General features: G+C 31.9%; 21 protein-coding genes, 1 tRNA gene and 1 riboswitch. Of the genes, 2 read left to right on the top strand and 20 right to left on the bottom strand.

The window, feature by feature from the left end; all coding sequences use genetic code 11:
* Nucleotides 1-231 precede the first annotated feature (231 nt).
* The 17 genes from eno to M2651_RS12485 form a co-directional block, all read right to left on the bottom strand.
* Nucleotides 232-1,527, bottom strand: coding sequence for a phosphopyruvate hydratase (gene eno, locus M2651_RS12405; protein WP_252132669.1), 1,296 nt, complete (start codon nucleotides 1,525-1,527; stop codon nucleotides 232-234).
* 120 nt (nucleotides 1,528-1,647) lie between these two features.
* The gene (gene gpmI / locus M2651_RS12410; RefSeq protein WP_252132670.1) at nucleotides 1,648-3,183 is read right to left on the bottom strand and encodes a 2,3-bisphosphoglycerate-independent phosphoglycerate mutase; all 1,536 of its coding nucleotides are present in this window, start codon (nucleotides 3,181-3,183) and stop codon (nucleotides 1,648-1,650) included.
* A 19-nt stretch (nucleotides 3,184-3,202) separates the two neighbouring features.
* On the bottom strand, nucleotides 3,203-3,949 hold the full coding sequence (gene tpiA / locus M2651_RS12415) for a triose-phosphate isomerase (protein ID WP_252132671.1): 747 nt from the start codon (nucleotides 3,947-3,949) through the stop codon (nucleotides 3,203-3,205).
* A 130-nt stretch (nucleotides 3,950-4,079) separates the two neighbouring features.
* On the bottom strand, nucleotides 4,080-5,270 hold the full coding sequence (locus M2651_RS12420) for a phosphoglycerate kinase (protein ID WP_252132672.1): 1,191 nt from the start codon (nucleotides 5,268-5,270) through the stop codon (nucleotides 4,080-4,082).
* 101 nt (nucleotides 5,271-5,371) lie between these two features.
* Nucleotides 5,372-6,382: a type I glyceraldehyde-3-phosphate dehydrogenase gene (gap, locus tag M2651_RS12425; RefSeq protein ID WP_252132673.1), complete on the bottom strand. Its 1,011-nt coding sequence runs from the start codon at nucleotides 6,380-6,382 to the stop codon at nucleotides 5,372-5,374.
* Nucleotides 6,383-6,475: 93 nt separating this feature from the next.
* On the bottom strand, nucleotides 6,476-7,510 hold the full coding sequence (locus M2651_RS12430) for a sugar-binding transcriptional regulator (RefSeq protein ID WP_252132674.1): 1,035 nt from the start codon (nucleotides 7,508-7,510) through the stop codon (nucleotides 6,476-6,478).
* Between the two features lie 158 nt (nucleotides 7,511-7,668).
* Nucleotides 7,669-9,033: an RNA polymerase factor sigma-54 gene (gene rpoN / locus M2651_RS12435; RefSeq protein ID WP_252132694.1), complete on the bottom strand. Its 1,365-nt coding sequence runs from the start codon at nucleotides 9,031-9,033 to the stop codon at nucleotides 7,669-7,671.
* 113 nt (nucleotides 9,034-9,146) lie between these two features.
* Entirely contained in the window at nucleotides 9,147-10,097 is a 951-nt protein-coding gene (locus M2651_RS12440) for an ABC transporter permease (protein ID WP_252132675.1), read from the bottom strand.
* Nucleotides 10,097-11,194 carry an ABC transporter permease gene (locus M2651_RS12445; protein WP_252132676.1) on the bottom strand — a complete coding sequence of 366 codons (1,098 nt, stop codon included), beginning with the start codon at nucleotides 11,192-11,194 and terminating at the stop codon, nucleotides 10,097-10,099. The genes M2651_RS12440 and M2651_RS12445 overlap by 1 nt, the downstream gene beginning before the upstream one ends.
* Nucleotides 11,187-12,707 (bottom strand): ABC transporter ATP-binding protein, encoded by a 1,521-nt coding sequence (locus M2651_RS12450; protein WP_252132677.1) that lies wholly within the window; start codon nucleotides 12,705-12,707, stop codon nucleotides 11,187-11,189. The genes M2651_RS12445 and M2651_RS12450 overlap by 8 nt, the downstream gene beginning before the upstream one ends.
* A gap of 84 nt (nucleotides 12,708-12,791) precedes the next feature.
* Entirely contained in the window at nucleotides 12,792-13,919 is a 1,128-nt protein-coding gene (locus M2651_RS12455) for a BMP family lipoprotein (RefSeq protein WP_252132678.1), read from the bottom strand.
* Nucleotides 13,920-14,240: 321 nt separating this feature from the next.
* Entirely contained in the window at nucleotides 14,241-15,080 is an 840-nt protein-coding gene (locus M2651_RS12460) for a DegV family protein (RefSeq protein ID WP_252132679.1), read from the bottom strand.
* 17 nt (nucleotides 15,081-15,097) lie between these two features.
* Nucleotides 15,098-15,565, bottom strand: coding sequence for a tRNA (uridine(34)/cytosine(34)/5-carboxymethylaminomethyluridine(34)-2'-O)-methyltransferase TrmL (gene trmL / locus M2651_RS12465; RefSeq protein WP_252132680.1), 468 nt, complete (start codon nucleotides 15,563-15,565; stop codon nucleotides 15,098-15,100).
* A 94-nt stretch (nucleotides 15,566-15,659) separates the two neighbouring features.
* Nucleotides 15,660-16,484: a Cof-type HAD-IIB family hydrolase gene (locus tag M2651_RS12470; protein ID WP_252132681.1), complete on the bottom strand. Its 825-nt coding sequence runs from the start codon at nucleotides 16,482-16,484 to the stop codon at nucleotides 15,660-15,662.
* Between the two features lie 109 nt (nucleotides 16,485-16,593).
* Nucleotides 16,594-17,637: an N-acetylmuramoyl-L-alanine amidase family protein gene (locus M2651_RS12475; protein WP_252132682.1), complete on the bottom strand. Its 1,044-nt coding sequence runs from the start codon at nucleotides 17,635-17,637 to the stop codon at nucleotides 16,594-16,596.
* 218 nt (nucleotides 17,638-17,855) lie between these two features.
* Nucleotides 17,856-17,940 (bottom strand) — tRNA-Leu (locus tag M2651_RS12480).
* A gap of 134 nt (nucleotides 17,941-18,074) precedes the next feature.
* The gene (locus M2651_RS12485; RefSeq protein WP_252132683.1) at nucleotides 18,075-19,523 is read right to left on the bottom strand and encodes a VanW family protein; all 1,449 of its coding nucleotides are present in this window, start codon (nucleotides 19,521-19,523) and stop codon (nucleotides 18,075-18,077) included.
* Between the two features lie 155 nt (nucleotides 19,524-19,678).
* On the opposite strand from M2651_RS12485, the gene M2651_RS12490 reads away from it, so the two are divergent.
* Nucleotides 19,679-20,719, top strand: a complete 1,041-nt coding sequence (locus M2651_RS12490) for a M42 family metallopeptidase (protein ID WP_252132684.1) — start codon at nucleotides 19,679-19,681, stop codon at nucleotides 20,717-20,719.
* A gap of 39 nt (nucleotides 20,720-20,758) precedes the next feature.
* Here the strand turns inward: M2651_RS12490 and M2651_RS12495 are convergent, their stop codons facing one another.
* A complete protein-coding gene (locus M2651_RS12495; RefSeq protein ID WP_252132685.1) occupies nucleotides 20,759-21,829 on the bottom strand; it encodes a TolB family protein in 1,071 nt (356 codons plus the stop codon).
* 149 nt (nucleotides 21,830-21,978) lie between these two features.
* Nucleotides 21,979-22,782, bottom strand: a complete 804-nt coding sequence (locus M2651_RS12500; RefSeq protein WP_252132686.1) for a CPBP family intramembrane glutamic endopeptidase — start codon at nucleotides 22,780-22,782, stop codon at nucleotides 21,979-21,981.
* Between the two features lie 283 nt (nucleotides 22,783-23,065).
* Nucleotides 23,066-23,190: riboswitch (cyclic di-AMP (ydaO/yuaA leader) on the top strand.
* A 3-nt stretch (nucleotides 23,191-23,193) separates the two neighbouring features.
* On the opposite strand from M2651_RS12500, the gene M2651_RS12505 reads away from it, so the two are divergent.
* On the top strand, nucleotides 23,194-24,033 hold the full coding sequence (locus tag M2651_RS12505) for a hypothetical protein (protein ID WP_252132687.1): 840 nt from the start codon (nucleotides 23,194-23,196) through the stop codon (nucleotides 24,031-24,033).
* A 42-nt stretch (nucleotides 24,034-24,075) separates the two neighbouring features.
* Here the strand turns inward: M2651_RS12505 and M2651_RS12510 are convergent, their stop codons facing one another.
* A complete protein-coding gene (locus M2651_RS12510; RefSeq protein WP_252132688.1) occupies nucleotides 24,076-25,071 on the bottom strand; it encodes a serine hydrolase in 996 nt (331 codons plus the stop codon).
* Nucleotides 25,072-25,240 lie beyond the last annotated feature (169 nt).

Consider the following 25,240-nt stretch of genomic DNA (forward strand, 5'->3'; position numbering starts at 1 on the left):
TAATTATATAGAGAAAATGAATTTTTTCAATATAATTCTTGCATTTTTTTAATAATTATTTTAGTTTTTGATATCAATCTACATTTGAAAACAAATACATTGACAAAAATTTATTAATCAGCATCTACGGTTATGTGGAAAAAAATTGAATTTGTAAAATGTAATGGTTTCAAGTTTAATATGTGCTAAATAAAAAATGTGAGGGTCTAACCCCTCACATTTTTTATTTAACTATTTCTTTATATTATAGAAAGCTTTAAGTCCTCTATACTCAGCCATATCTCCTAATTCTTCTTCAATTCTTAGAAGTTGGTTGTATTTAGCAACTCTTTCGCTTCTTGCAGGTGCACCAGTTTTGATTTGTCCTGCATTAACTGCAACAACTAAATCTGCAATTGTAGTATCTTCAGTTTCTCCAGATCTATGGGAAACTACTGCAGTATATCCTGCTCTTTGTGCCATTTCTATAGCATTAAGAGTTTCTGTTAATGTTCCGATTTGGTTAAGCTTTATTAGTATTGAATTAGCAGTACCTCTTTGAATACCCATTTCAAGTCTTTGAGTATTAGTTACAAATAAGTCATCACCAACTAATTGTACTTTATTACCAAGTTTTCCAGTAATAAGTTTCCAACCTTCCCAATCTTCTTCTGCCATACCATCTTCTATAGATATTATTGGGTATTTATTAACAAGATTTACATAGTAGTCAACCATTTCAGCTGGAGTAAGAACTTTTCCTTCTCCTTTTAGATTATACTTTCCATTTTCAAATATTTCTGATGATGCTGGGTCAAGTGCTATAAATATTTCTTTTCCTGGAGTATATCCAGCTTTTTCTATTGCTTCAACTATAACTTGAATAGCTTCTTCGTTTGACTTAAGATTTGGAGCGAATCCTCCTTCATCTCCTACTCCTGTTTCATATCCTTTGGCTTTTAAATTAGCTTTTAGTGCATGGTAAACTTCAGCACACATTCTTAGTGCCTCACTGAAAGATGGTGCACCTGCTGGCATTATCATGAATTCTTGAAGGTCAACATTGTTGTCAGCATGCTTTCCACCGTTGATAATATTCATCATTGGAACTGGTAGTACTTTAGCATTAACTCCACCTATGTATTGATATAAAGGAAGTCCAAGGTAATTTGCAGCAGCATGAGCTACAGCAAGTGATACTCCAAGCATAGCATTAGCTCCAAGTTTTGATTTATTATTTGTTCCATCAAGAGCTATCATAGCTTTATCAATTGCTACTTGATCAAATACATTCATTCCTATTAGTTCTGGTGCTATAACGTTATTTACATTTTCAACAGCCTTAAGAACTCCCTTACCATTATATTTTTCCTTATCTCCATCTCTTAATTCAACAGCTTCATAAATTCCTGTTGATGCTCCTGATGGTACAGCAGCTCTTCCTATTGTTCCATCTTCAAGTGTTACTTCTACCTCAACAGTTGGGAAACATCTTGAATCAAGAATTTGTCTTGCAACTACATCAACAATGTCTACATGCATTTTCATTTTAAAAACTCCTTTCAAACTTTCAAATATATATAGTCTCTGTAGAATGTTAAGATACAGGTATATATTTAATAGGTAAATACCCAATCTATATTTTTCTACAGTAGATTAACTAAATAATTATTTTATTAAAGATTTTCCAGTCATCTCAGCTGGTATCTGAAGTCCCATTACCTGAAGCATTGTTGGAGCTAAATCAGCAAGTATTCCATTACTTCTTAGTTCTTTTCCTTTTGCTTCCTTTGAAATATATAGAAGAGGAACCGGATCAGTTGTATGAGCTGTCATAGGTTCTCCTGTAGAGAAATCTATCATTTGCTCAGCATTTCCATGGTCTGCAGTTATAAATACAGTACCATCCTTTTCTAATATTCTCTCCACTACTCTTCCAAGGCATACATCAACAGCTTCAACAGCTGCCTTTGCTGCCTCAAACACACCAGTATGTCCTACCATATCTGGATTAGCATAGTTCAAGATTATCATATCATACTGATCAGTGTCAATTCTTCTGATAACTTCGTCTGTAACTTCATAAGCACTCATCTCAGGCTTTAAGTCATATGTTGCAACCTTTGGAGAAGGTATTAGTGCTCTATCTTCTCCTTCATTAGCAGCTTCTACACCGCCGTTAAAAAAGAAGGTAACATGTGCATATTTTTCAGTTTCAGCAATTCTAAGCTGTTTTTTGCCTAATTTACTAATATATTCACCTAAAGTATTAGTATAGGATTCTGGCTTAAAAGCAACTGAAACATTTTCTATTGTTTTATCATACTGTGTCATACAAACAAAATTTAAATTTAAGCTTTCTCTTTGGAAACCATCAAATACTTTGTCGTTTATAGCTCTGGTAATTTCTCTAGCTCTATCAGGTCTAAAGTTAAAGAAAATTACTGAATCTCCATCAACTATTCTTCCTATAGGAGCTTCATTTTCAAGAATAACTGTTGGAAGTACAAATTCATCAGTTTTATTGTCATGATAGGATTTTTCTATAGCTTCTGCTGAAGAACCTGCTGTTTCTCCTTCACCAAGTACCATTGCGTTATAGGCAAGCTGAACTCTCTCCCAACGCTTATCTCTATCCATTGCATAATATCTTCCTGATATTGTTGCAATCTTTCCACAGCCTATCTCTTTCATATAATTTTCCAAGTCAGCTAAAAAATCCTTTGCTGAACCTGGCTGAACGTCTCTTCCGTCCAGGAAAGCATGAATATATACTTTCTTTATACCTTTTTCCTTGGCAAGCTTAATAAGTGCTTTAAGATGATCTATATGTGAATGAACACCTCCATCAGAAAGCAGTCCAAGAAGATGTAATGAGTTATTTGTTTTCAAAGCTTTCTCTATAGCTTCATTAAATTCCTTCTTTTCAAAAAAATCTCCATCTTCTATCGCCTTAGTTATTCTTGTCAATTCTTGATAAATTATTCTTCCTGCTCCAATATTTAAATGTCCAACTTCAGAATTTCCCATCTGACCTCTTGGAAGCCCAACATCCATACCGCTAGCTCCCAATTGAGTATGTGGATATTCCTCATAGTATTTATCAAAATTCGGCTTATTTGCAGCAGCCACTGCGTTACCATCTACTTTATCTGATATTCCAAATCCGTCTAGAATCATTAGCATAACTGGTTTCTTTGACATGGCTTTTCCCCCTACCTAATTAAAAATTAACAATTGCTGCGAAATCTGCTGCTACTAAGCTTGCTCCTCCAACTAATGCTCCATCTATATCTGACATTCCCATTTGCTCAGTTATAGTTGAAGGCTTTACTGAACCTCCATATTGAATTCTTGTTTTATAAGCTACTGCAGAACCATAAAGTTCAGCTACAACCTTTCTTATAAATGCTATAGTTTCATTTGCCTGCTCTGAGGTTGCAGTTTTACCTGTTCCTATAGCCCAAATTGGTTCATAAGCAATAACTATTTTCTCAGCCTGCTCTGCTGTCAATCCGGCTAAATCAAGCTTTATCTGCCTTGCTATAACCTCTTCTGTTATGTTTGCTTCTCTTTCTTCAAGAGATTCTCCAACGCAAAGGATTGGAATTATGTTGTGTGCAAAAGCAGCTTTAACCTTTTTATTTACACTTTCATCAGTTTCATTAAAGTATTGTCTTCTTTCACTATGTCCTATTATAACATAATCAACACCTATAGCTTCAAGCATTCCAGGAGCAACTTCACCTGTAAAAGCTCCTTTTTCTTCAAAGTGAAGATTTTGAGCTCCTACTTTTATATTAGTTCCTTTAACAGCTTTAACTACAGCATCTAATGCTAAAAACGTAGGACAAACTACAACTTCACACTTAGCATCCTTTACCAAAGGCTTTATTTCTTCAATGAAGCTTACAGCTTCATCAACAGTCTTATGCATTTTCCAGTTACCAGCTATAATTGGCTTTCTCATTTAAAACACTCCTGACTAATTTTTTTGCATATATCTATCTCCATATATCATAAAAAAATATATAGAGATAGATTTGTATATAACTTCAGAATTCTTGTACCTTGTAAATTGTATTAATTACAATTTTTTATTATTTATCATTTAAAGCTGCAATTCCAGGAAGAACCTTACCTTCTAAGAATTCTAATGAAGCTCCTCCACCAGTTGAAATGTGAGTCATCTTGTCTCCAAAGCCAAGATTATTAACAGCTGCAGCACTGTCTCCTCCACCAATAATTGTAGTAGCTCCTGATTCAGCCATAGCCTTGGCAACAGCTACAGTACCTTCAGCAAAATTCTTGAATTCTGCAACTCCCATAGGTCCATTCCAAATAACTGTTTTAGCAGTTTTTACAGCATCAGCAAACAACTTCTCTGATTTTGGTCCAATATCTAAGCCCATATATCCTTCTGGAACGTTTTGATCTTCTGTAATTTTAGCTTCAACATCTGCATATTCTGGTGCTACTCTATTATCTACAGGAAGCAGTAATTTAACTCCCTTAGCCTTAGCCTTTTCCATCATTTCCTTAGCATAGCCAAGCCTTTCTTCATCAAGAAGAGACTTTCCTATTTCATAACCTTGAGCCTTAAAGAAAGTATAAGCCATTCCTCCACCTATTATAAGTGTGTCAACTTTTTCAAGAAGATTATCTATAACTGCAATTTTATCAACAACCTTTGCACCTCCAAGTATTGCGCAGAAAGGTCTTGCTGGATTTTCAACAGCATCTCCAAGGAATTTTAATTCCTTTTGAATTAAGTATCCACATACAGCTGTATCAACAAACTTAGTAACCCCAACTGTTGAACAGTGAGCTCTATGAGCTGTTCCAAACGCATCATTTACATATACATCAGCTATGGAAGCTAAATCTTGTGAGAAAGAATCTTCATTCTTTCCTTCTTCTTTTCTAAATCTAGTATTTTCAAGAAGTATAACGTCTCCTTCTTTTGCATTTTCTACAGCCTTTCTAGCATTTTCACCAACTACATTGTCGTCTGCAGCAAATACTACTTCTTTGTTTAAAAGTTCAGATAATCTCTTTGCAACTGGAGCAAGAGTTAAATTTGGATCTGGTCCCTTAGCCTTTCCTAAGTGAGAGCAAAGAATAACTTTTGCTCCATTTTCCATTAAGTACTTAATAGTAGGAAGTGCTCCATTTAATCTATTTTCATCTGTAATCTTTCCATCCTTCATTGGAACGTTAAAATCGCATCTTACTAGTACTCTCTTGCCTTTAACTTCGATATCTTCAATAGTCTTTTTATTAAAATTCATACAACTCTCTCCTTTACATTATAATTAATATATGTAAACTGAATAAAGGTCTGGGTTTATAGCCCGAACTACAAAACCAGACCTAAATATTATGCTCTAAATTATAGTCTATCAGCTACGTACTTAGTTAAATCAGCTAATCTGTTTGAATAACCCCACTCATTGTCGTACCAGGATATAACTTTAACCATGTTTCCACCTATAACCATTGTAGATGGTCCGTCAATGATTGATGATCTTTCATCTGCTCTGTAATCCATAGATACTAGTGGTAATTTTTCAAATCCAAGTATTCCCTTTAATGAACCATTAGCAGCTTTTTCAAGAGCAGCGTTAACTTCTTCTACAGTAACGTCTCTTTCAAGCTCAGCAACTAAGTCTGTGCAGGAAACTGTTGGAGTTGGAACTCTTAAGGAGAATCCATTTAATTTTCCTTTTAATTCTGGAAGAACTAATGCAACTGCTTTAGCAGCTCCAGTAGTTGTAGGAATCATTGATTCTGCTGCAGCTCTAGCTCTTCTTAAATCGCTGTGAGGTGCATCAAGAATTCTTTGATCGTTTGTATATGAGTGAACAGTTGTCATTAAACCTTTAACTATACCGAATTCTTCATGAAGAACCTTAGCAAATGGAGCTAAGCAGTTTGTAGTACATGAAGCATTTGAAATTATGTTGTGGTTAGCTGGATCGTATTTATCTTCGTTAACCCCAAGAACTATTGTTATATCTTCGTTCTTAGCTGGTGCTGAAATAAGAACTTTCTTAACTCCAGCCTGCTCCATATGAGCTTTAGCTTTAGTTGCATCTGTATAGAATCCTGTTGATTCTATAACTATTTCTGCTCCAACAGTTGCCCATGGAATGTTCTTTGCTTCTCTTTCAGCAAATATTTTTATTTCTTTTCCATCAACTACTATTGAATTGTCAGTAGCTTCTACAGTACCATCATACTTTCCAAATAATGAGTCATACTTTAAAAGGTGTGCAAGTGTTGCTGGAGTAGTTAAATCGTTTATTGCAACTACTTCAAGTTCGCTGCCATACTTTTTAACTAATGCCTTGAACACATTTCTTCCTATTCTTCCAAAACCATTAATACCAACTTTTACCATTTGATATTACCTCCTATGATTTAAAATTAAAATTAATTATATATAAAATATAATTTGACAAATTTAATAAAATATACAGCAAACAATAATAGTTTACCCTTTTTTGTCTATAATATTTATTATTTCTTTAGCAGCACCCTCATCAGTTATAAGAACTGTATTCTTAATATTTCTAGCCGCGGCTACTATAGACTCAGCCTTGCTGCTTCCAGCAGCTACTGCTACTAAGTTATTAACATTCTTAAGGGCTGCGGTATCAACCATTATGGTAGATGCTGAAAATATTATTTCTCCAGCTTCATTGAAATAATACCCAAAAGCTTCCCCAACTGCACCTTTTCTTTTTAATTCTTCTATTTTTTCTTCCGTTAGCCCTCTTCTAGCAGCCATAACTTCTGCCCTTCCTATGCCATAAATAATAATATCTGAATTTTTAATATTATCAACAATTTCCTTTACATCATTTTCATTTAATATGGCATTTAAAGCTGTACTGCTTAAATTATCAGGGACATGTAATAATTTGTAATAGGCTCCAAGTTTCTGGGCTAAATTGGCAGCAAGATTGTTTGCCTGCAGCTCAACACTTCTACCCATTCCGCCTCTTGCCGGCACAACTAGAACATTTTTTAGATTAGAAATTCTTGGAACACTGTCAATTACTGCTTTAATAGTAGAACCACCTGTTAAAGCTATAATGGAATTATCTTTTATAAGCTCTTTTACAAAAGCAGAAGCAGCTTTCCCTAATTCTGAAAGTACAGTTTTATCATTATCTACATCTCCTGGAACTACTATAACCTTTTTTAAACACAATTCTTTTTTTATGTACTCTTCAATCTCTGAAAGACCTTTAAGTTCATGAATAAAATCTTTAAGCTTTTCTACTACTTCTTCACCTTCGTCTGTTAAACTCATACCTGCAGTATTTATATCTATAAGATTTTGATTTTTTAAAAAGTTAATCTCTGTTCTTACGATTCTTTCTCCAAGTTCTAAACTATTAGCAAGTATCCTTCGTCCTATGGGCTGATTATAATAGATAGTTCTTAAAATGTTATATCTCTTTTGTAAAAGTTCTAATATTTCAGGAACAATTTTCTGAGCAGATTTCAAAATATCATGCAATAAAAACACCTCTTTGGCCCTCAAACGTCCCAGTCATTCATTTCTTGTCCCACTTATATTATAAATTAAATACTAACTTTTTTAAATTAGTATTTTTAAAAAAAATGTTAACAAAGTGTAAACAAATTAGATTATATATGTAAGAAGGGAAGAAAATACTAAAATCTCCTTCTTTTGCTTGAGGACTTTATATTCATTTCTTCCCTATATTTTGCCACAGTTCTTCTTGAAATATTCATTCCTTTTTTATTTAAATAATCACATATTGCTTGATCTGATAAAGGCTTGGACTTATCTTCTTTATCTATTAATTCTTTAATTTCTTTTTTTATAATAGTAGTTGATACATCCTCTTGGCTATTATGGGATAGTTTAGTTGTAAACAAATCTTTTATTTTTATAGTACCTCTATTAGTATTTATATACTTTTCTTTTATAGCCCTGCTTACAGTGGATTCATGCATATTTATACTTTCACTTATATCCTTTAATGTCATTGGTTTTAAATATTTTTCACCATAATCAAAATAATCCTTTTGCATTTCTAGTATCTTTGCAAGAACTTTATAAATAGTGCTTTTTCTATGCTCAATACTTTTAATTAAAAATAGAGCATTATTTATTTTATCCTTTACATAGGAAGCAGCTTCACTATCCTCGTCCACTTGGATAATTTCCTTGTATTTTTCATTTATGGTAAGTTTTGGTGATAAATCCTCATTCATTATTATATGGTAGTCATCACCTATTTTCCTAATATACGCATCAGGCGTAATATATTTTACTTCATCTCCTGTATAAAACCCGCTAGATGGCTTAGGATTTAATGTTTTTATTATATCAACATACTCCTGAACTTTTTTTAAATCGATTTCCAGAGTCTTGGCAATAACCCCGTATCTGCTTTCACCTAAATTCTCTAAGTGATTTTCTATTATGGCATATAAATTTATATCCTGACATCCTTTTCTCTGAAGCTGAAGCTTAAGACATTCTTTTAAATTTCTTGCAGCTATTCCAGGCGGATCTAAACTTTGTACGAGAGAGAGAGCTTTATTTGCCAACTCCTTTTTTATTTTTAATTCTTTTGAAATTTCTTCAATTTCTAAGTCCAAATATCCCTTGCTATCTAAGTTGTCTATTATAAATTCACAAACTTCTTTAAGCTTTGCTTCTATAGACATATCGATAAGCTGCTCTATCAAATACTGTCTTAATGATTTTTTCTCATAAACAAAATTAAAAGGTGAAATTTCCTCTTCATCATTTTTATAATAATATTGATGACTATAGTTATCAAATTGAAGATATTTTACAAGTTCTTTATAATCCAGCCTATTTTTTATCTCGCTTTCATTTGAGCTATCATTATAAGAAATCTCTAAAACAGGATTTTCCTGTGCTTCTCTATCTATATGCTCTTGAAGTTCCAATCCCGACATCTGCAAAATTTTTATAGAAAGCTGCATCTGCTGAGTCATCACTAATTTTTGCTCTTGAGTTAAATTCAAATTGAAGTTCATATTCATGATATCTCATCACCATTTCTAATATAGACTTATAACTATTATAACATACTTTAAAATATAAGCCATACTTATGAAGTATGGCTTATAAGTTTAATTATTAAATTTTTCTAACGCTTTCCTGGATCATAAGGTTCTCCTGCAGCTCTTGGTCCTGCTGCATTTTTAGAAAACAACACCAAGGCTACTAAAGTAGCTACATAAGGAAAGGTATTAAATACTATATTAGGCATATTTTTTATTGCAGGAAAAAGCACTGACATTTCTGCAACAGTTTTAGCGAATCCAAAAAATATAGTTGCTGCCGCAACGCTCCAGGGCCTCCACTTGCCAAAAATTAAAGCAGCTAAAGCTAAAAATCCTAATCCCGTAAAGGTGAGGTCAGAGAACTCCTTATAAACAGTGTTTAAAAGTATTCCTCCTCCAAGTCCAGCAAGCATACCAGAAAGCACAACTCCTATATATCTTATTTTAAGTACATTAATACCTAATGAATCTGCTGCATGAGGATTCTCTCCACAAGCTCTCAGTCTTAATCCAAAGGGGCGATAGTATAATACATACCAGCTTACAGCCACAATAGCTAATACTATAAACGTTGTATAATAAACGTCTTTAAAAAATAAAGGTCCAATTACAGGTATATCCGAAAAAAACGGAATATCAGCCTTATCTAAGCCTATTACCTTTATTATGGCTCTTCCTTCATTTAAACTTCTAGCTAAAAAAATTGTTAATGCTGCTGACAATATATTAATGGCAGTCCCGCTAACAACCTGGTCAGCTCTCATAGTTATGCTTGCAAAAGCATGAAGAAGAGAAAAAATACCTCCTGCTAAAGCTGCAGCAATTAATGAAACATACACAGTTCCTCCCCCTAAAGAGTCTTGAAGTTTAAGCGTTACAATTGCTCCCGCAAAAGCACCAACTCCTAAGAGTCCTTCAAGACCAATATTTACAACTCCGCTTCTTTCACTGAATAATCCACCAAGAGCAATGATAAGCAGAGGTGCTATATATGCAACAGCTAAAGGAACAACAGTAATTAATATTGGCCACATTATTTGCCGCCTCCTTTTTTATTATATATTTTTGTAAATCTTTTCATCAAATTTTCTAGCATTAAACTTGTTGCTGCAAAATAAATAATTATAGCTATAATTATTGAAACAAGCTCGTTTGGTACCCCTGCAGATGAGTTCATAAATAAACTTCCTGCATTCATTAAACCAAACAAAAGAGCTGATAAAACAACTCCAAAAGGGTTATTAAGTCCTAAAAGAGCTACTGCAATGCCATCATACCCTTGAGCTGGAAGAGCTCCCAGTTTTATATTTCCTGCATATCCCAGGTAAAAGGTAGCACCAGCAAGTCCTGCAAATGCTCCTGAAATCATCATAGAAAGAACCATATTTCTATTTACCTTCATTCCAGCATACTTAGAAGCATTTATATTAAACCCTACTGCTTTTAACTCATATCCAAAGACAGTTTTCTCTAAAATAAACCAAACTATAACAACTGCTGCAAAGGCTAAAAACAAACCTAAATTTATATTGGAACCATGAAAAAATTCAGTCATCCATTTTGTTCTTAAAGAGGCAGTACTTTTAATCATTGCAGATTCTGTTTCAAACTCTCCAGGTACAATAACAGGAACAAAATAGTACACGCTCCATAAAGAAATGTAATTCATCATAATGGAAGTTACAACCTCATGTATTCTATACCTAGCCTTAAGAATTCCAGGTATAAGAGCCCATAAGGCTCCACCTATAATTGAAGAAACTACAGCAAGAGGTACATGAGCAAAAGCAGGCACAGATAGTTTTACTCCAATTAAAGTACCAAAAAAACCTCCAATAAGCATCTGTCCTGCAACACCTATATTAAATAATCCTGTTCTAAAAGCAAAGGACACAGAAAGACCAGTTAAAATAAGGGTTGTCATATTTAGCAAAGTATCACCAAAACGTTTGTTGAATATTATATCAAATATAGTAGCATCTGCTTTTACTGTAACTATTAATCCTGCTCCCTTTAATAATGACTGGTAGCCTTTTATTGGGTTATAACCAGTTAAAGCCATTACAAATGCTCCTGTTATAAGTCCTGAAATCACAGCCAGCAACGAAATTACAAACTTATTTTTATGCATTAAAACTACCTCCTCCAGCCATCATTAAACCTAATTCATTCTCATTGGTTTTATCAGCATCTACAATACCTACTATCTTCCCCTCATACATTACAGCAATTCTATCAGATATATTGAGAATTTCGTCAAGCTCTAAAGAAAATAACAAAATTGTTTTGCCTTTGTCTCTTTCTTCAATAAGCCTTTTATGTATGTATTCTATAGCACCTACATCGAGTCCTCTAGTAGGTTGAGCTACAATAAGCACATCAGGAGATCTGTCAACTTCTCTTGCAATAATAGCCTTCTGTTGATTTCCTCCAGACATACTTCTTGCTATAGTTGCTGCACCTTCTGCAGAACGCACATCAAACTGTTTAATTAAATACTCTGCGTAAGAATGAATTTTTTCCTTATTTAATATTCCCTTATTTGAGAAAGGCTGTTTATAGTAAGTCTGAAGTATCATATTATTTTCCAATGTAAAATCAAGTACAAGTCCATATTTATGTCTATCTTCCGGAATGTGCCCAATTCCCATTTCACTTCGCTTTCTAATAGACATATTAGTAATATCTATTCCATTTAATATGAGTTTACCTGAATCAATGCTTCTTAATCCTGTAATTGCCTCTATAAGCTCTGTCTGACCGTTTCCTTCTATACCTGCTACGCCTAAAATTTCTCCTGTTCTTACAGACAAGCTTACATTTTTTACTGCCTGAATTCCCCTGCTGCCAAAAACATTTAGATTCTCAATTTTAAAAACTTCTCTGCCGGGTTTTGCATTTTTTTTATCAACCTTGAAATTAACTTGTCTTCCAACCATAAGCTCAGCCATTTTTTGTTCTGAAGTCTCTTTTACGTTTACAGTTGCTATTGATTTTCCTTTGCGTATAACTGTACAGTAATCTGCAACTTCCTTTATTTCTCTTAATTTATGAGTTATAAGCAAAATAGTCTTTCCTTCTTGAGCCATCTTCTTCATTACTGCCATCAGTTCTTTTATCTCTTGCGGAGTTAGTACTGCTGTAGGCTCATCAAATATTAATATTTCCGAGTCCCTGTACAGCATCTTTAATATTTCAACTCTCTGCTGCATTCCTACTGTAATATCTTCAATTACTGCATCAGGATCTACGCTTAATTTATAACGATTTGACAACTCCTTTATCTTTTTAGAAGCAGAAGCTATATCTATTTTCATCCCTTTCACTTTTTCAATTCCTAATATTATGTTTTCAGTTACTGTAAAATTATGTACCAATTTAAAATGCTGATGAACCATACCAATTCCTAAATCATTAGCAATATTAGGGTTTGTTATTTTAACTTCTTTTCCTCTAACCTTGATAACACCTTTATCGGGTTTATATAAACCAAATAAAACAGACATTAGAGTAGACTTTCCAGCCCCGTTTTCCCCTAAAAGAGCATGGATCTCTCCCGGCTTAACCCGAAGAGTAATGTTATCATTAGCAACAATGCCTGAAAATTCTTTTCTTATATTAAGCATTTCAATAATATACTCCATGTTCTAACCTCCATGAAAAATTATCCTATTTTTAAAAAAGGAAAACAGCCTAACTTATGCAACTGTTTTCCTTTTATTGTTATTTTATTTTAAAAACTTAGCTAAATCTTCTTCAGTTCCTGGAACTATTATTTTACCATCCACTATATCTTTTTTAACTGCATCAATTTTAGACGTAACATCTGATGATAAATTAGGATTTTCCTTAGGAAGACCAACACCATCTTGTTTTAATGAAAGTGTAATTACTTCTCCGCCTGGGAACTTGTTGTTTAATTTAGCATCTATATAGTTATAAGCTGCAACATCGACTTTCTTTATTGCTGAAGTTAAAGTTACAGAAGTTTTTCCATCCTTAAGAAGACCGTCAGCATATTGATCAACATCAACACCAACTACATAAACTTTTTCTCCCTTTTCTGCTCTTTGTTTTGCTTCATTGAATACTCCTACACCTACTCCACCTGCAGCATGAAATATAATATCTACGCCTTTACTGTACATACCTGCTGCAAGAGTCTGACCTGCTGGTACATTATTGAAAGAGCCTTGATATTGAGCATCAACTATTTCAGCCTTAGTTCCAAGATTTTTGTTAGCATACCTTACACCAGCCTCAAATCCCCAGTGAAATCTTTGAACTGGTGGTATTTTCATACCTCCTATAAAGCCTAATTTATTGCTTTTAGTGGATAGTGCTGAAGCAACTCCAGCAAGAAAACCAGCTTCATGCTCATTAAAAAATACGGAAACAACATTATCATGTTTAACAAAGTCAGTTTTCCCTTCTTCATGAGGCTGACCATCAATCAATATAAAAGCTGTATCTTTATGGGTTGCTGCTGATTTATTGATAGCAGTTTCAAACTTATACCCTGGTGTTACAATTAATTTATAACCAGAGTCGATAAGATCATTTATAGCATTTATATAGTCTGTTTCCTGCTCCCCTTTTGGTTTAAGATACTGCTTTTCTATAGTGCCTTTTTCCTTTTCGTACCTAACAATACCTTCCCAAGTACCTTGATTAAAGGATTTATCGTCAATAGTACCAGAATCGGTTACCATACCCACCTTAGTTTTGGCAGCAGGTGCTTTCGTTTCTCCTCCCGCTGGTGTAGGTGCAGGACTTTCCTTTGTAACACAGCCTGAAAACAATGTTATAACTAAAGCAGTAACTAAAAATAAAGAAACTAATTTCTTTTTAGACATAAAAAATTTCCCTCCTGTAATTTTTAATGTGATGATTTAAATTTTTTCTTAATTGATATAAATTTTAAAAAGCAATTTATATCAAAAAATTTTTGTATAGCATATCTACCGTAACTATATACATAGTATTCCAAAAAATTAATAAAATACGACATATTTTTTCATTCTCAATTATTTTCTTAAAAATCAATAGTTCAGCTTAAAATAAAAAGTTGTGCTAATATTTTAATCAGCACAACTATAAAAATTATTAAATATTCCCATATTTTCATTTATATGACATATTACTAATACACATAGTACTTTGGCTTTTATTTATTTTTAATATTCTTCTATAAAAAATATACCACATGCTCCTGTTCCTGAATGTGTACCAACTACACAGCCAACCTCACATTCAATAAACTCAACATTTCTTGAAATTAGATTATCTCTTAATGGTTCAAATATATCTTTATTCTCTACCTTAAGCGTAGAAGAAATCTCACCCTTTTTTATTCCTTTTTCATCTATATAATCTAAAATTGTCCTTAAAGCTTTCTTGCTTCCTCTAACCTTATCTAATACACCTAATTCTCCGTCTTTAATCTCAATTATAACTCTTATACCAAGAATATTTCCTATTATACCAGCAGTTTTTGAAAGTCGTCCACCTTTCACAAGATTATCTAAACTTTCAAATACTAAAGCGCTTCTAACATGGGGTATAACTTCCATAATCTTTTCTTCAATAGCTTTTAAACCAAGACCTTCTTCTCTAAGCTTGCAAGCCTTTAAAACTAAAATGCCTAAACCAGCAGTTACATTTAAACTGTCTATAACTACTATATCTTCACTTTCCAGCATATTTTTAGCTATACAAGCAGACTGGTAGGTTCCGCTTAATTTTGAAGAAATATGAATTGATATAATTTTATACCCTTTTTCTAAATACTCTTTATAACAATCATAAAATCTTTGAGGATTTATTTGAGAAGTAGTAGGAAACACATCACTGGTTTTCATCTTCTGTAGAAACTCAGGAAGTTTTATATCCACGCCGTCTCTATAAGTTTCCTCTCCGAAATGAACTGTAAGATGAAGAACTTCGATATTATATTTTTTTACTATCTCTACAGGTAAATCTGATGTGCTGTCAGTAATTATTTTTATCTTGTCCACAGGCTTATCTCCTTTCATTACTTCATATCTGGAAAATTCATTTGACGAAGTGCTTCATATGCAAAAATAGATACTGTATTAGATAGGTTTAATGAACGGGTACTAGTTTCTAACATTGGAATCCTTATTAAATTTTCTAAATTACTGTTTCTTATACTATCTGGCAATCCAGAAGATTCTCTTCCAAATACGATAAAATCTCCTTTTTTATACTGCACTTCAGTATAAAATTTCTTTCCCTTGGTCGTAGAAAAATAAAAGTTTCCTTCCTTGTACTTATTTCTGAACGCTTCATAAGATTCATGCAACTCTAAATCTAGATACTGCCAGTAATCAAGTCCCGCCCTTCTTAAATGTTTCTCCTCAAGACTAAATCCTAAAGGTTTTATAAGATGCAGCTTTGAATTTGTAAGAACACATGTCCTTGCTATATTCCCTGTATTTTGAGGAATTTCAGGTTGAAATAAAACTATATTTAAATTCAATTTTTTTCCTCCTCTATATGTATGCTATCTAATTTTCCTATATACATATTACTTCATTAGATTCTAATAGTAAAGATATTGAAACATACTGCAGCTATTCTAAAATGAATTTCTCAATAGCCTTAGCTACACCATCATCATCATTTGTATCAGTAACAAAATCTGCTATTTCCTTAACAAAGCTTTCTCCATTTCCCATAGCTACACCCAAACCTGCATAGCTTAGCATAGAAATATCATTTTCATTATCTCCAATGCACATTATTTCTTCCCTGTTTATATTATAAAATCCAGCCAAAACTTCAACAGCTCTTCCTTTTGATACACCTTTACACATTACCTCAAAATTATTGTTCCATGAACTTACAACCTCAAATTCTTCATACTTTAACAGTTCCTCCTTTGCTTTTAAAATCTTTTCCTTATCATCATCAATTGTTATACATTTTAATATTTCATCACTATATTTCTCAAAGGTATCATTCCAATTCTTTACTAATTCTATAGCTATCTGCTTATCCTTAGGCATAGTTTCGTTCATTTTTGCATATTTTTCAGAAGAATGTATTATTTTTTCAGTTATAACTACATCTGGTGTGTTAAAGTGCAAATATAATCCATATTTTTTTGCTATGTTCAAAATCTTAATACAATTTTCTTTGCCAAGTACAGATTTATATATAACTTCATTTTTATCTTTTTCTCTTATATAAGCTCCATTTAAAGCAATTATTGGAGCCTTTACACCAATTAGTTCTGCATAATATTTAGCTGAAGTATATATTCTTCCAGTACAAACTGTTACTATTACTCCTTTTTTATGAGCTGATTTTATTGCTTTTAACGTTCTTTCAGTTACATTGCCTTCACTATTTAAAAGCGTTCCATCCATATCAATACATAAAAGCTTATACATCACTACAACTCCTTATAATAAAATACATTTAAATTATAACAAAAAATCAAAAATAAATAAAACACAGGAAATTTCACCTGTGTTTAGCTTTAACTATATTAATTGTTTTATTCTATTCTGTCTTATTTTTATCTTCTGCTAAATAGTTGTCTACTCCATTTGCTATATTTACAGCAAAATTTTTCAAAACCTCATCCTTCGTAAGCTTATTCCTATCTTGAGGGTTACTTAAAAATCCTAATTCCAAAAGTACACTTGGCATCTTGGTTTCTCTAAGCACTTGAAAATTCTCACTGATTATTCCTCTGTCTTCCCAATTATCATTTTTCACTAATTCTTTTTGAATAGTCTCTGCAAATCTAATCCTTTCTTTTTGCTGATACCCATTAGGAGCATAATAATATGTTGAAATCCCTTTATATATACTGTCAGTGTTAAAATTATTATGAACTGACACAAACAAATCCGCTGATGCCTCATTTGCAATTTTACCTATTTCTGATAAAGGTACTAGCCTATCTTCATCTCTTGTTTTTATAACTTTAAACCCTTTAAATCTAAGCTCCTCCTCTGCATAATTAGCAATTTTTAATGTTATATCCTTTTCAAATATATTGCCTACATTTGCTCCCTTATCTTCACCGCCATGTCCAGCGTCCAAAGCTATTGAATGATGGAAAGGATTTTCTTTTTTTGACAGCAGTACAATGATTTTCTTCTTATTGCTTTTGTCTATGTAAACAAAATTATTTTCACTAAAACTTTTCTTAAATTTTATTATTAAATTACCCTTTGAATTGTCATAAAAAACATCTTTAACTTCTTGATTATTTTCTCCTCTCAAGCTAAGCTTTGCTATATCTGATTTACTTAAATGTATATTAATAAATTCTTTATACTCTTCAGTTTCTACATTATCAATATAATTTCTAGTATTTATTACATATCTTTTAAAATATTCATTTTCTTCTAAAGATATGCTTCCACTTTTATCAGCAGCTAGAACAACACTGGATTTAGTTAATTCAATACCTACAGTAATATCTTTTGTACCGCTAAGACGCTTGCTGACTGCAAAAATAAAATTAAATATTATCAATGCAAAAACACAGCAGCTTATAGTAAACCTTCTTTTATTAGCGACTCTAACCCTCATAGTTCCCCCCGAAATATCTTTAGCTTGTCCTTTTTATTTTAATATATTATAAACAGCATAAAAAATCAATTTAATATTTAACTTATTAACAGCATTTAACATATAATTATCATGTTCAACAATGCAAAAACTGTACCTGCTACTCATAATTATCAAGAAAATTTAAAAGGTATCAACTAATTTGTAAGTTAGTCGATACCTTTAACAATTCAAATCATTGGTGCGGATAACAGGAGTCGAACCTGCATGGAGTTACCCGCTGGAACCTGAAACCAGTGCGTCTGCCAATTCCGCCATATCCGCTGAATCTTTACTCATATTTTACCTTTATATAATAACACAATTTTAAATTTAATGAAAGATATTTTTTATTAAATTTAAAATTTTATTAAATATTCCAAAAAAATTTTTTCTTAAATTTTCTTATACTACCTGAATTATTGCTGTGTCACCGTTGTCTCTGGTGAAGCTGATGGTGCTGGTGATGCTGGAGCTGGTGTAGGTTCTGCCTCTGATGGTTTCTTTTTAGTTCCTCTTTTAATGACACCATCAATTTTTTTGTAAGTATCATCACTAATTTTTTCTTTTGATATCATTTTTCCGTTTTCATATGTTATTTTATATACTCTTACCTTATATCCTACATAAGCTTTCTTTACTATCTCTGTTTGCCCTTCATACATATTAGCATCATCTATATATTGAATATTCGGCTGAATAGTATCATAGGTCTCACTGACTAAATCATAAGTTCTATTTGTTAAACTTTTATCAGAGTATATATTAAAAGTTACTTTATTCCCTCCAACATATCCTTCAATAAATACAGGATATTGAAGAGTGTTTGTAAATTTGTAATCAATGTTGCCGTAATCTACAGTTGCATCCATCCCAAGTCCAACATAACTAGACGGCAAAGAGTGATGCTGTCTTTCTGTAGAATTTATATTAGCTCTAATAACTGCATTATATAATGTAGTAGAAACCTGACAAATTCCTCCGCCTATTCCTGACTCTAACTGATTATTTATTATAACACCAGCTTCTTTATACCCTCTTTCTGCGGTTCTTCTTCCTACTACCTCATTAAAGCTAAAGTTTTCCCCCGGCATTAAAAGTTTGCCGCTTACACTCTTTGTAGCTAATGCTATATTTGATATTCTGTTTGCATTTGAACCAGAAAAACTTGTACTGAAAGATGATATTTTTGTATTTACTTTTGAAAGAACTTCTGAAGTAACAGTAGCTTGTATATCATCTATAGGAGCTTGAACCTCAATATCTGAAGTTACGTGATTAATAAAATCTTGTTCTATTTTATCGATTATATCTCTTTCTAATTTTTCCGTATTCAATTTAGCACCTAGTTTTTCTGGAGTTATAGAAAATTTGCCGCTTCCAGCCATGGTTAAAGAAGCGTTTACAGGAGCCTTATCTGTTTCCTTTTGGATACCAGCTATTAGCTCTTTTAAAGGTTCAGAATCATAATTAGATTTTAACTTAAATTGTTTTGATACAGGACTTTTAATAAGCTTGTACCTCTCAAAAATCCCGTTAGTCTTACCATAATTAAAAGCCTCTTCTACTGTTTCTTCAATATTGTACTTTGCATTTAATTTAGAATAATCTATAGTATAAGTCTTTCCTGTGCCATTTATATTAATTTTTTTCTTCGACATAGGCTCACCATACTTTTCAGTAATCAGCTTTACTGCTTCATCTTTAGTCTTTCCTGATAGATCTAAATCTTCTATTGCTACACCTGGATAAATTATGTTGTCATAGGCTTTTGTAGCATTTTGCATATGTAAAATACCTGCACCAGCAGCTCCTCCAGCTATTACAAGAGCTGAAACTAAAGTGATTAATATGTATTTTTTCTTCAAGTAAATCCCCTCTTTCTTTTCAATGTTATTATACTATAAAACCTACATATTTCATATATATATTTACATATTTTGTTTGTTTTTGTTCAACTTTTTATTTTGTTATGATAATATTATTTTAACAATATGGCAAACTAAGTTATGGGAGTGATTTTATGGATTATAATAGCGAAAAAATAAGGTATTACCTGCAAAACATATTGAATCTTCCTAGTCCTACAGGAAATACCGAAAGAGTAATGGATTTTCTCAAAGAAGAGCTAAATGCTCTAAATGTACCATTTACAGTTACAAATAAAGGTGCTCTGATCGTTACATTAGAAGGCAAAAATAATGAATATCAAAGAACCTTCTCTGCTCATGTTGACACTTTAGGTGCCATGGTTAAAGGAATTAAATCAAACGGAGCTTTAAGTCTAGTTCCTATTGGTGGATTTATGATGTCATCTATAGACGGAGAAAATTGTACTATTGAAACTCTAGATGGTACAACTTACACAGGAACTATACATACTACAAAGCCCTCAGTACATATAAGTGGTCAGGAAGCTCATGATTTAAAAAGAAGTCCTGAAAACATGGAGGTTATACTTGATGAAAAGGTTTCTTCAAAATCAGATGTAGAAGCTTTAGGTATTAACGTAGGTGATTTTATATCCTTCGAAGCAAGAACTATAATTACAGAAAAGGAATTTATTAAAAGCAGACATCTAGATGATAAAGCCAGTGTTGCAATACTTTTATATGCAATACAATATATTACTGAAAATAAAATAGAGCTTCCTTATACTACTAATTTTTTTATAAGCAATTATGAAGAAGCAGGTCATGGCGCTTCAGCTTCAATTCCTATAGCCACAAAAGAATTTATCGCTGTAGATATGGGAGCTCCTGGACTTGATCAAAATTCTTCTGAATTTGCTGTCTGCATTTGTGCAAAAGATTCTTCCGGTCCCTATGATTTATGGCTTAAAAAGAAATTAATAGAAACCTGTAAAAACAATAATATTGACTATAGAATAGATATATATCCTTATTACGGATCAGATGCCTCAGCTGCTTTAAGAGCAGGATGGGATATAAAAACAGCTCTCATCGGACCTGGAGTTTTTTCCTCCCATGCCTATGAAAGAACTCATATGGATGCTATTATAAGCACCTTAGATTTAGTTGTAAAATACAGCAAAGAAAACTAAAACAAAGCACACTGAAAAATTAACCAGTGTGCTTTAATTTTACTTCTTATCTACTTTAAATTTAACAAGTTCAAATCCCGCTTTATCTCCATTATATACGGACACGTATAATTCACTATCATCCTTTGACCAAAAACTATCAAAATAAGCAATTTTAGATACTACCAAAAAATGCTGTTCTGTATTAGTTTCCTGTAAATCTTTTGCCCAATTCTTTATTTCTTCCTCTCTATTATCATATTCCTCTTTTGTAATGTTATACTTATCTTCTATATTTTCAATATTTGCAATAACAATATTAGAATATTCCTTATCAATATAAAGCTTTTTATTACCATTGATTTTTTTATAAGGTTCCGTTTCTCTTTCAAATTTAGCATAGCTTAAATAATTTCCACAATTAGATACAGATGCATATTTACCAGAATCTATAAGTTTTTTATTTTTACTTTCTAAATCCATTAAAAATATTTTATCTCCAGATTCATAAACTAAAGCTTTTCCTGATCTTATTAGAAGAGGATTATAACCTTCTATAATTTTTTCCTCATTTTTACCATCCTTTGATATTTTATATATGGATGGTTCTTTTTCCGTAAAACTATGACCATCCTCACTTGGCTGAACAGTAACTTTAAAATATACTACATCCCCTTCTGGAGTAAAATTAGGTTTTGCAAAGGAAACTTGAGGGTTGTTCGATGATACTAATTTTGTAGTAATTTTTTTACTTATATTCATTAAATATATCCCATCATTTCTTGCAAAGGCTATAAGATTATTATCTTTTTCAAAATATACAGGATTGTAGCAATTTCCCAAAGTTGTAAGCTGCTTTATATCTTTTTTTAAAAGATCCATCTCATATATATCGTCTCCAGAACTATATAAAAGCTTAGTACCATCATAATTCAAACAAGGAGTAAAGAACGTCCCCTCTGCTACTAGTTCAGGTAATTGTTTTTTCTCAGTCAGTATACTAGCCTTAACCTCTTTTTCTTTTAAATTCATTACACCGCTTTTTATATTATGTAAATTTAAACTTAAAACAACTGCAGAATAAGTTAATACCACTGCAGCTAAACTTAATTTTAAAAATCTTTTATTCAATATAATCACCAAGCTTTCCTGGAATTTTACTATTTATTTTTATATTTCCATGAAAGCCCTGTTTTTATCCATAAAAAAACAGCCTAAAACTATTATCTCCTGTATAATAAATTTTAGACTAAAGTCCATCCTAATAAAGTTTCTTATTTTTATTTATCATGAGTTAATAAATATAAATATCTTATACCTATTGCAAATATTGCTGCTCCAATCAACATATATACTAATATGTTAATCTCTGCTGTGATTTTGCTTAATATTAAATTTGAACTGTTAAACAATATATGAATTGTTATTGGAGCCCATAATGTGTCCGTCCATAAATACACAATACCTAAAAATATTCCTAGAATTGATGCATATATAAATTGGAGCATATTACCATGATACACTCCAAATATAAGAGCTTGTAAAATAACAGCCAGCTTCAAATTCATATTTCTGCGAAGTTCGTTAAATACCATACCTCTCATCAAAAGCTCTTCAAATATGGGTACAGCTATTCCTACAGTAATTAAAGTTAAAGTGAAATTCCTGCCTGCTGTTATTGAATTTACAATTTCCTGATGTGAAGGAAACCATTTGTCTACAGGAATAAAAGATAATACACTGTTTATTATCATATCAAGGCCTGCACCTAATAATATAATCATTGAAAACTGCTTCACGTTTAGTGCTTTAAATCCACATTCTTTAAAAAGACTTTTTCTTTCTAAAGCGAATATTATTATATAAGCAATCATACTTAAAGCTATAGCAATAATAATAATTGGACTTGTATTATCAAGAAGAAGCTGCTCGACCTTATTTTTCATAAAGCTCATATCTTTTCCAAGCAATAAATCTTTTAACATTACAAAAATCAAAATACTATAACCTACAACAAATTGCATTATCATATAAATTATTAAATATATAATAATATTTACAATCATTCTAAAAATTCTTTTCATACATTATCCCCCTTCATCTTTTAAATTAACCCTCTTACAAATAATATGTCCATATATACATGCTATATTCTTTTTTATGCATTGTTTATATTATATCAAAATAACCCCATAAAATGTAATATTATTTCTATTATGCTTATCCTATAGCTGAACCAATAACAAAAAAACTTTAAATAACACTTTTATTTTATAATTATTAATTTTAAAGTTTTAAAATAACAGTAATCTAACATAAATTACCTATATAAATTTCTATTATTTTAATTTATAATATTTATTTGTAAAATAAATTTAGCCTAATGCCTATAAGGCAGCGGAGGATATTTTTATGGGGTGAATCCAGTTCTTGGTAAGGATACTCTCTTCCTGAACCCGTCAACTAACTTCGTAGGCTTAAGGAGAGATTTAAATATGAAAAAAAAGCTAGCTCTTATATGGGCTTCCTATTTTATTGTTGCTGCTATAGCCATGCCTATTTCCGGGTACAAAAAAAATGCTGTGAGTAAAACCATTGAGTCTGCTTTGTATTCGCAAGAGCAAACTACATATATTGAAAATACAGAGAAACAAATAGCAAATAATACATTAGAACAGGCACAAAACATACCTTCAACTGCTTCAGCTGAAAAATCTTCTGTTGAAAAATCATCTACAGTTGTGGAGACACAAAATGCTGAAAATGTTAAAAAATCTGTATCTACATCAAGAGGAGGCAGTGGTCTGTCTAAAACTAGTACAGTAAGTTCAAACACATCTTCATCTGAATCAAAGTCATCTTCTGATAATACAAACATCGAAGTCTTAGATTGGTGGAAACAGGCTCAATATGTATTCCCAAAGGGTGCAACTGCAATAGTTCAGGATGTTTACACCGGAAAAACTTTTAAAGTTGTTAGAACTATGGGGACAAACCATTCAGATACAGAAGCAGCAACAAAGGCAGATACTGAAATTATAAAAAGTATTTGGGGAGGTTTTTCCTGGAATAGGAGACCTGTTATAGTAATCATAGGTGAAAGAAGGCTGGCAGCTTCTATGAGTGCTATGCCCCATGCTGGAGTTGATTCTGCTCCTGCCTATGCTATAGTAAACAACCGTTCGGAAGGCTATGGTAGAGGAGAAAATTTAGATGTTATAAAAGGTAATGGTATGGATGGACATTTCGATATACACTTTTTAAACAGTACCCGCCACAAAGATGGACAAGTTGATCCTCAGCATCAAGAAATGATTAAAAAAGCAGCAAAGTAAACCGGTATAAAAAAGCATGGTCTTCCATGCTTTTTTATATTATCATTTATGAACTTCATACAACATCTTATTTATTTGAGCTATTGTTTCATTTGCATTTGCCAGACCTTCTGTATAAACTGCAATAATATATGGTTTTGAAGCATATACTATACCTACATCATTAACAAAGGCTCCATAGTTTCCTATTTTATGAGCTACTATATTTTGAGGTACATATTTATCAAGTCTATCATGAAACACAGTTTCTTTCATTATACCTATAAGTCTTGTATAATATGAATTATTATTTTTATTTTCGTATAACTGCTTAAGGAAAGTTAATTGTTCATTTGGAGTTATAGTATTTTGAGTAGGAACAGTATGTCCAACTTTCTGTCCAAAGCGTTTTTTCATTTCACTTCGTCCTATAGTTCTTATTATCATTCTTGTTGCTATATTATCTGAATATATTATACTGTAATCACTTAAAGTCTGAAGAGGAATAGGCTTTGACTTATCCATTCCCTGCAAAATTCCAGTACCGCCTTCATAATCAGTGTTTGCATTATATTTTACAGATTTACTAATATCAATTTTACCCTCTTTTACCATATCAAAAAGAACCATGTTCATAGGTACTTTAACAGTACTGGCAGCATTAAAATACTTGTCTCCATTTATTGAAAAACCTTTTCCGCTTTCAATATCATAATATGCTAGACCAACTTTGGATACATTTTTATCCAAGTACTTTTTTATTTGAGCTTCTAAATTTTTAAGCTGCTCAGCTTTTTTTGCCTCTTCAAGCTTTTTTTGTTCTTCAAGTTTTCTTTGTTCTTCAAGTTTTCTTTGCTCCTCAAGTTTTCTCTCTTCTTCCTCTTTCTTTTGCAGCTCTAATTTTTTTTGTTCCTCCTGCTTCTTTGAAGATGTACTTTGTTCTTCAACAGCAGCTCTAGACTTTTGCTGCTGAAAATAATTGTACCCTCCATAAGCTCCAACTCCAATGAGTATAAGAACCACTAAAATAATTAGTTTCTTTCCAAATCCCAAGTTCATACCAGAACCCCCTTTAAGTTACTTTTTATAGAATATATTTAGTGTTATAATTGGATTTTCTTAATATAATGAACCGCATACAAAATATTATATCATATTAATCTATTATATTTATTACTAAAATATTGGTTTTATTCAGTTTACAATTACTTTTTAAAATATGTGCCTT

The organism is Clostridium caldaquaticum (assembly GCF_023806125.1).
Taxonomy (GTDB): domain Bacteria; phylum Bacillota; class Clostridia; order Clostridiales; family Clostridiaceae; genus Clostridium_AT; species Clostridium_AT caldaquaticum.

Excerpts from the sequence above, each read along its gene's own strand:
- eno (WP_252132669.1), bottom strand. The coding sequence starts at position 1,527 with ATGAAAATGCATGTAGACATTGTTGATGTAGTTGCAAGACAAATTCTT.
- gpmI (WP_252132670.1), bottom strand. The coding sequence starts at position 3,183 with ATGTCAAAGAAACCAGTTATGCTAATGATTCTAGACGGATTTGGAATA.
- tpiA (WP_252132671.1), bottom strand. The coding sequence starts at position 3,949 with ATGAGAAAGCCAATTATAGCTGGTAACTGGAAAATGCATAAGACTGTT.
- M2651_RS12420 (WP_252132672.1), bottom strand. The coding sequence starts at position 5,270 with ATGAATTTTAATAAAAAGACTATTGAAGATATCGAAGTTAAAGGCAAG.
- gap (WP_252132673.1), bottom strand. The coding sequence starts at position 6,382 with ATGGTAAAAGTTGGTATTAATGGTTTTGGAAGAATAGGAAGAAATGTG.
- rpoN (WP_252132694.1), bottom strand. The coding sequence starts at position 9,033 with ATGAACTTCAATTTGAATTTAACTCAAGAGCAAAAATTAGTGATGACT.
- M2651_RS12440 (WP_252132675.1), bottom strand. The coding sequence starts at position 10,097 with ATGTGGCCAATATTAATTACTGTTGTTCCTTTAGCTGTTGCATATATA.
- M2651_RS12445 (WP_252132676.1), bottom strand. The coding sequence starts at position 11,194 with ATGCATAAAAATAAGTTTGTAATTTCGTTGCTGGCTGTGATTTCAGGA.
- M2651_RS12450 (WP_252132677.1), bottom strand. The coding sequence starts at position 12,707 with ATGGAGTATATTATTGAAATGCTTAATATAAGAAAAGAATTTTCAGGC.
- M2651_RS12455 (WP_252132678.1), bottom strand. The coding sequence starts at position 13,919 with ATGTCTAAAAAGAAATTAGTTTCTTTATTTTTAGTTACTGCTTTAGTT.
- M2651_RS12475 (WP_252132682.1), bottom strand. The coding sequence starts at position 17,637 with ATGAGGGTTAGAGTCGCTAATAAAAGAAGGTTTACTATAAGCTGCTGT.
- M2651_RS12490 (WP_252132684.1), top strand. The coding sequence starts at position 19,679 with ATGGATTATAATAGCGAAAAAATAAGGTATTACCTGCAAAACATATTG.
- M2651_RS12500 (WP_252132686.1), bottom strand. The coding sequence starts at position 22,782 with ATGAAAAGAATTTTTAGAATGATTGTAAATATTATTATATATTTAATA.
- M2651_RS12505 (WP_252132687.1), top strand. The coding sequence starts at position 23,194 with ATGAAAAAAAAGCTAGCTCTTATATGGGCTTCCTATTTTATTGTTGCT.
- M2651_RS12510 (WP_252132688.1), bottom strand. The coding sequence starts at position 25,071 with ATGAACTTGGGATTTGGAAAGAAACTAATTATTTTAGTGGTTCTTATA.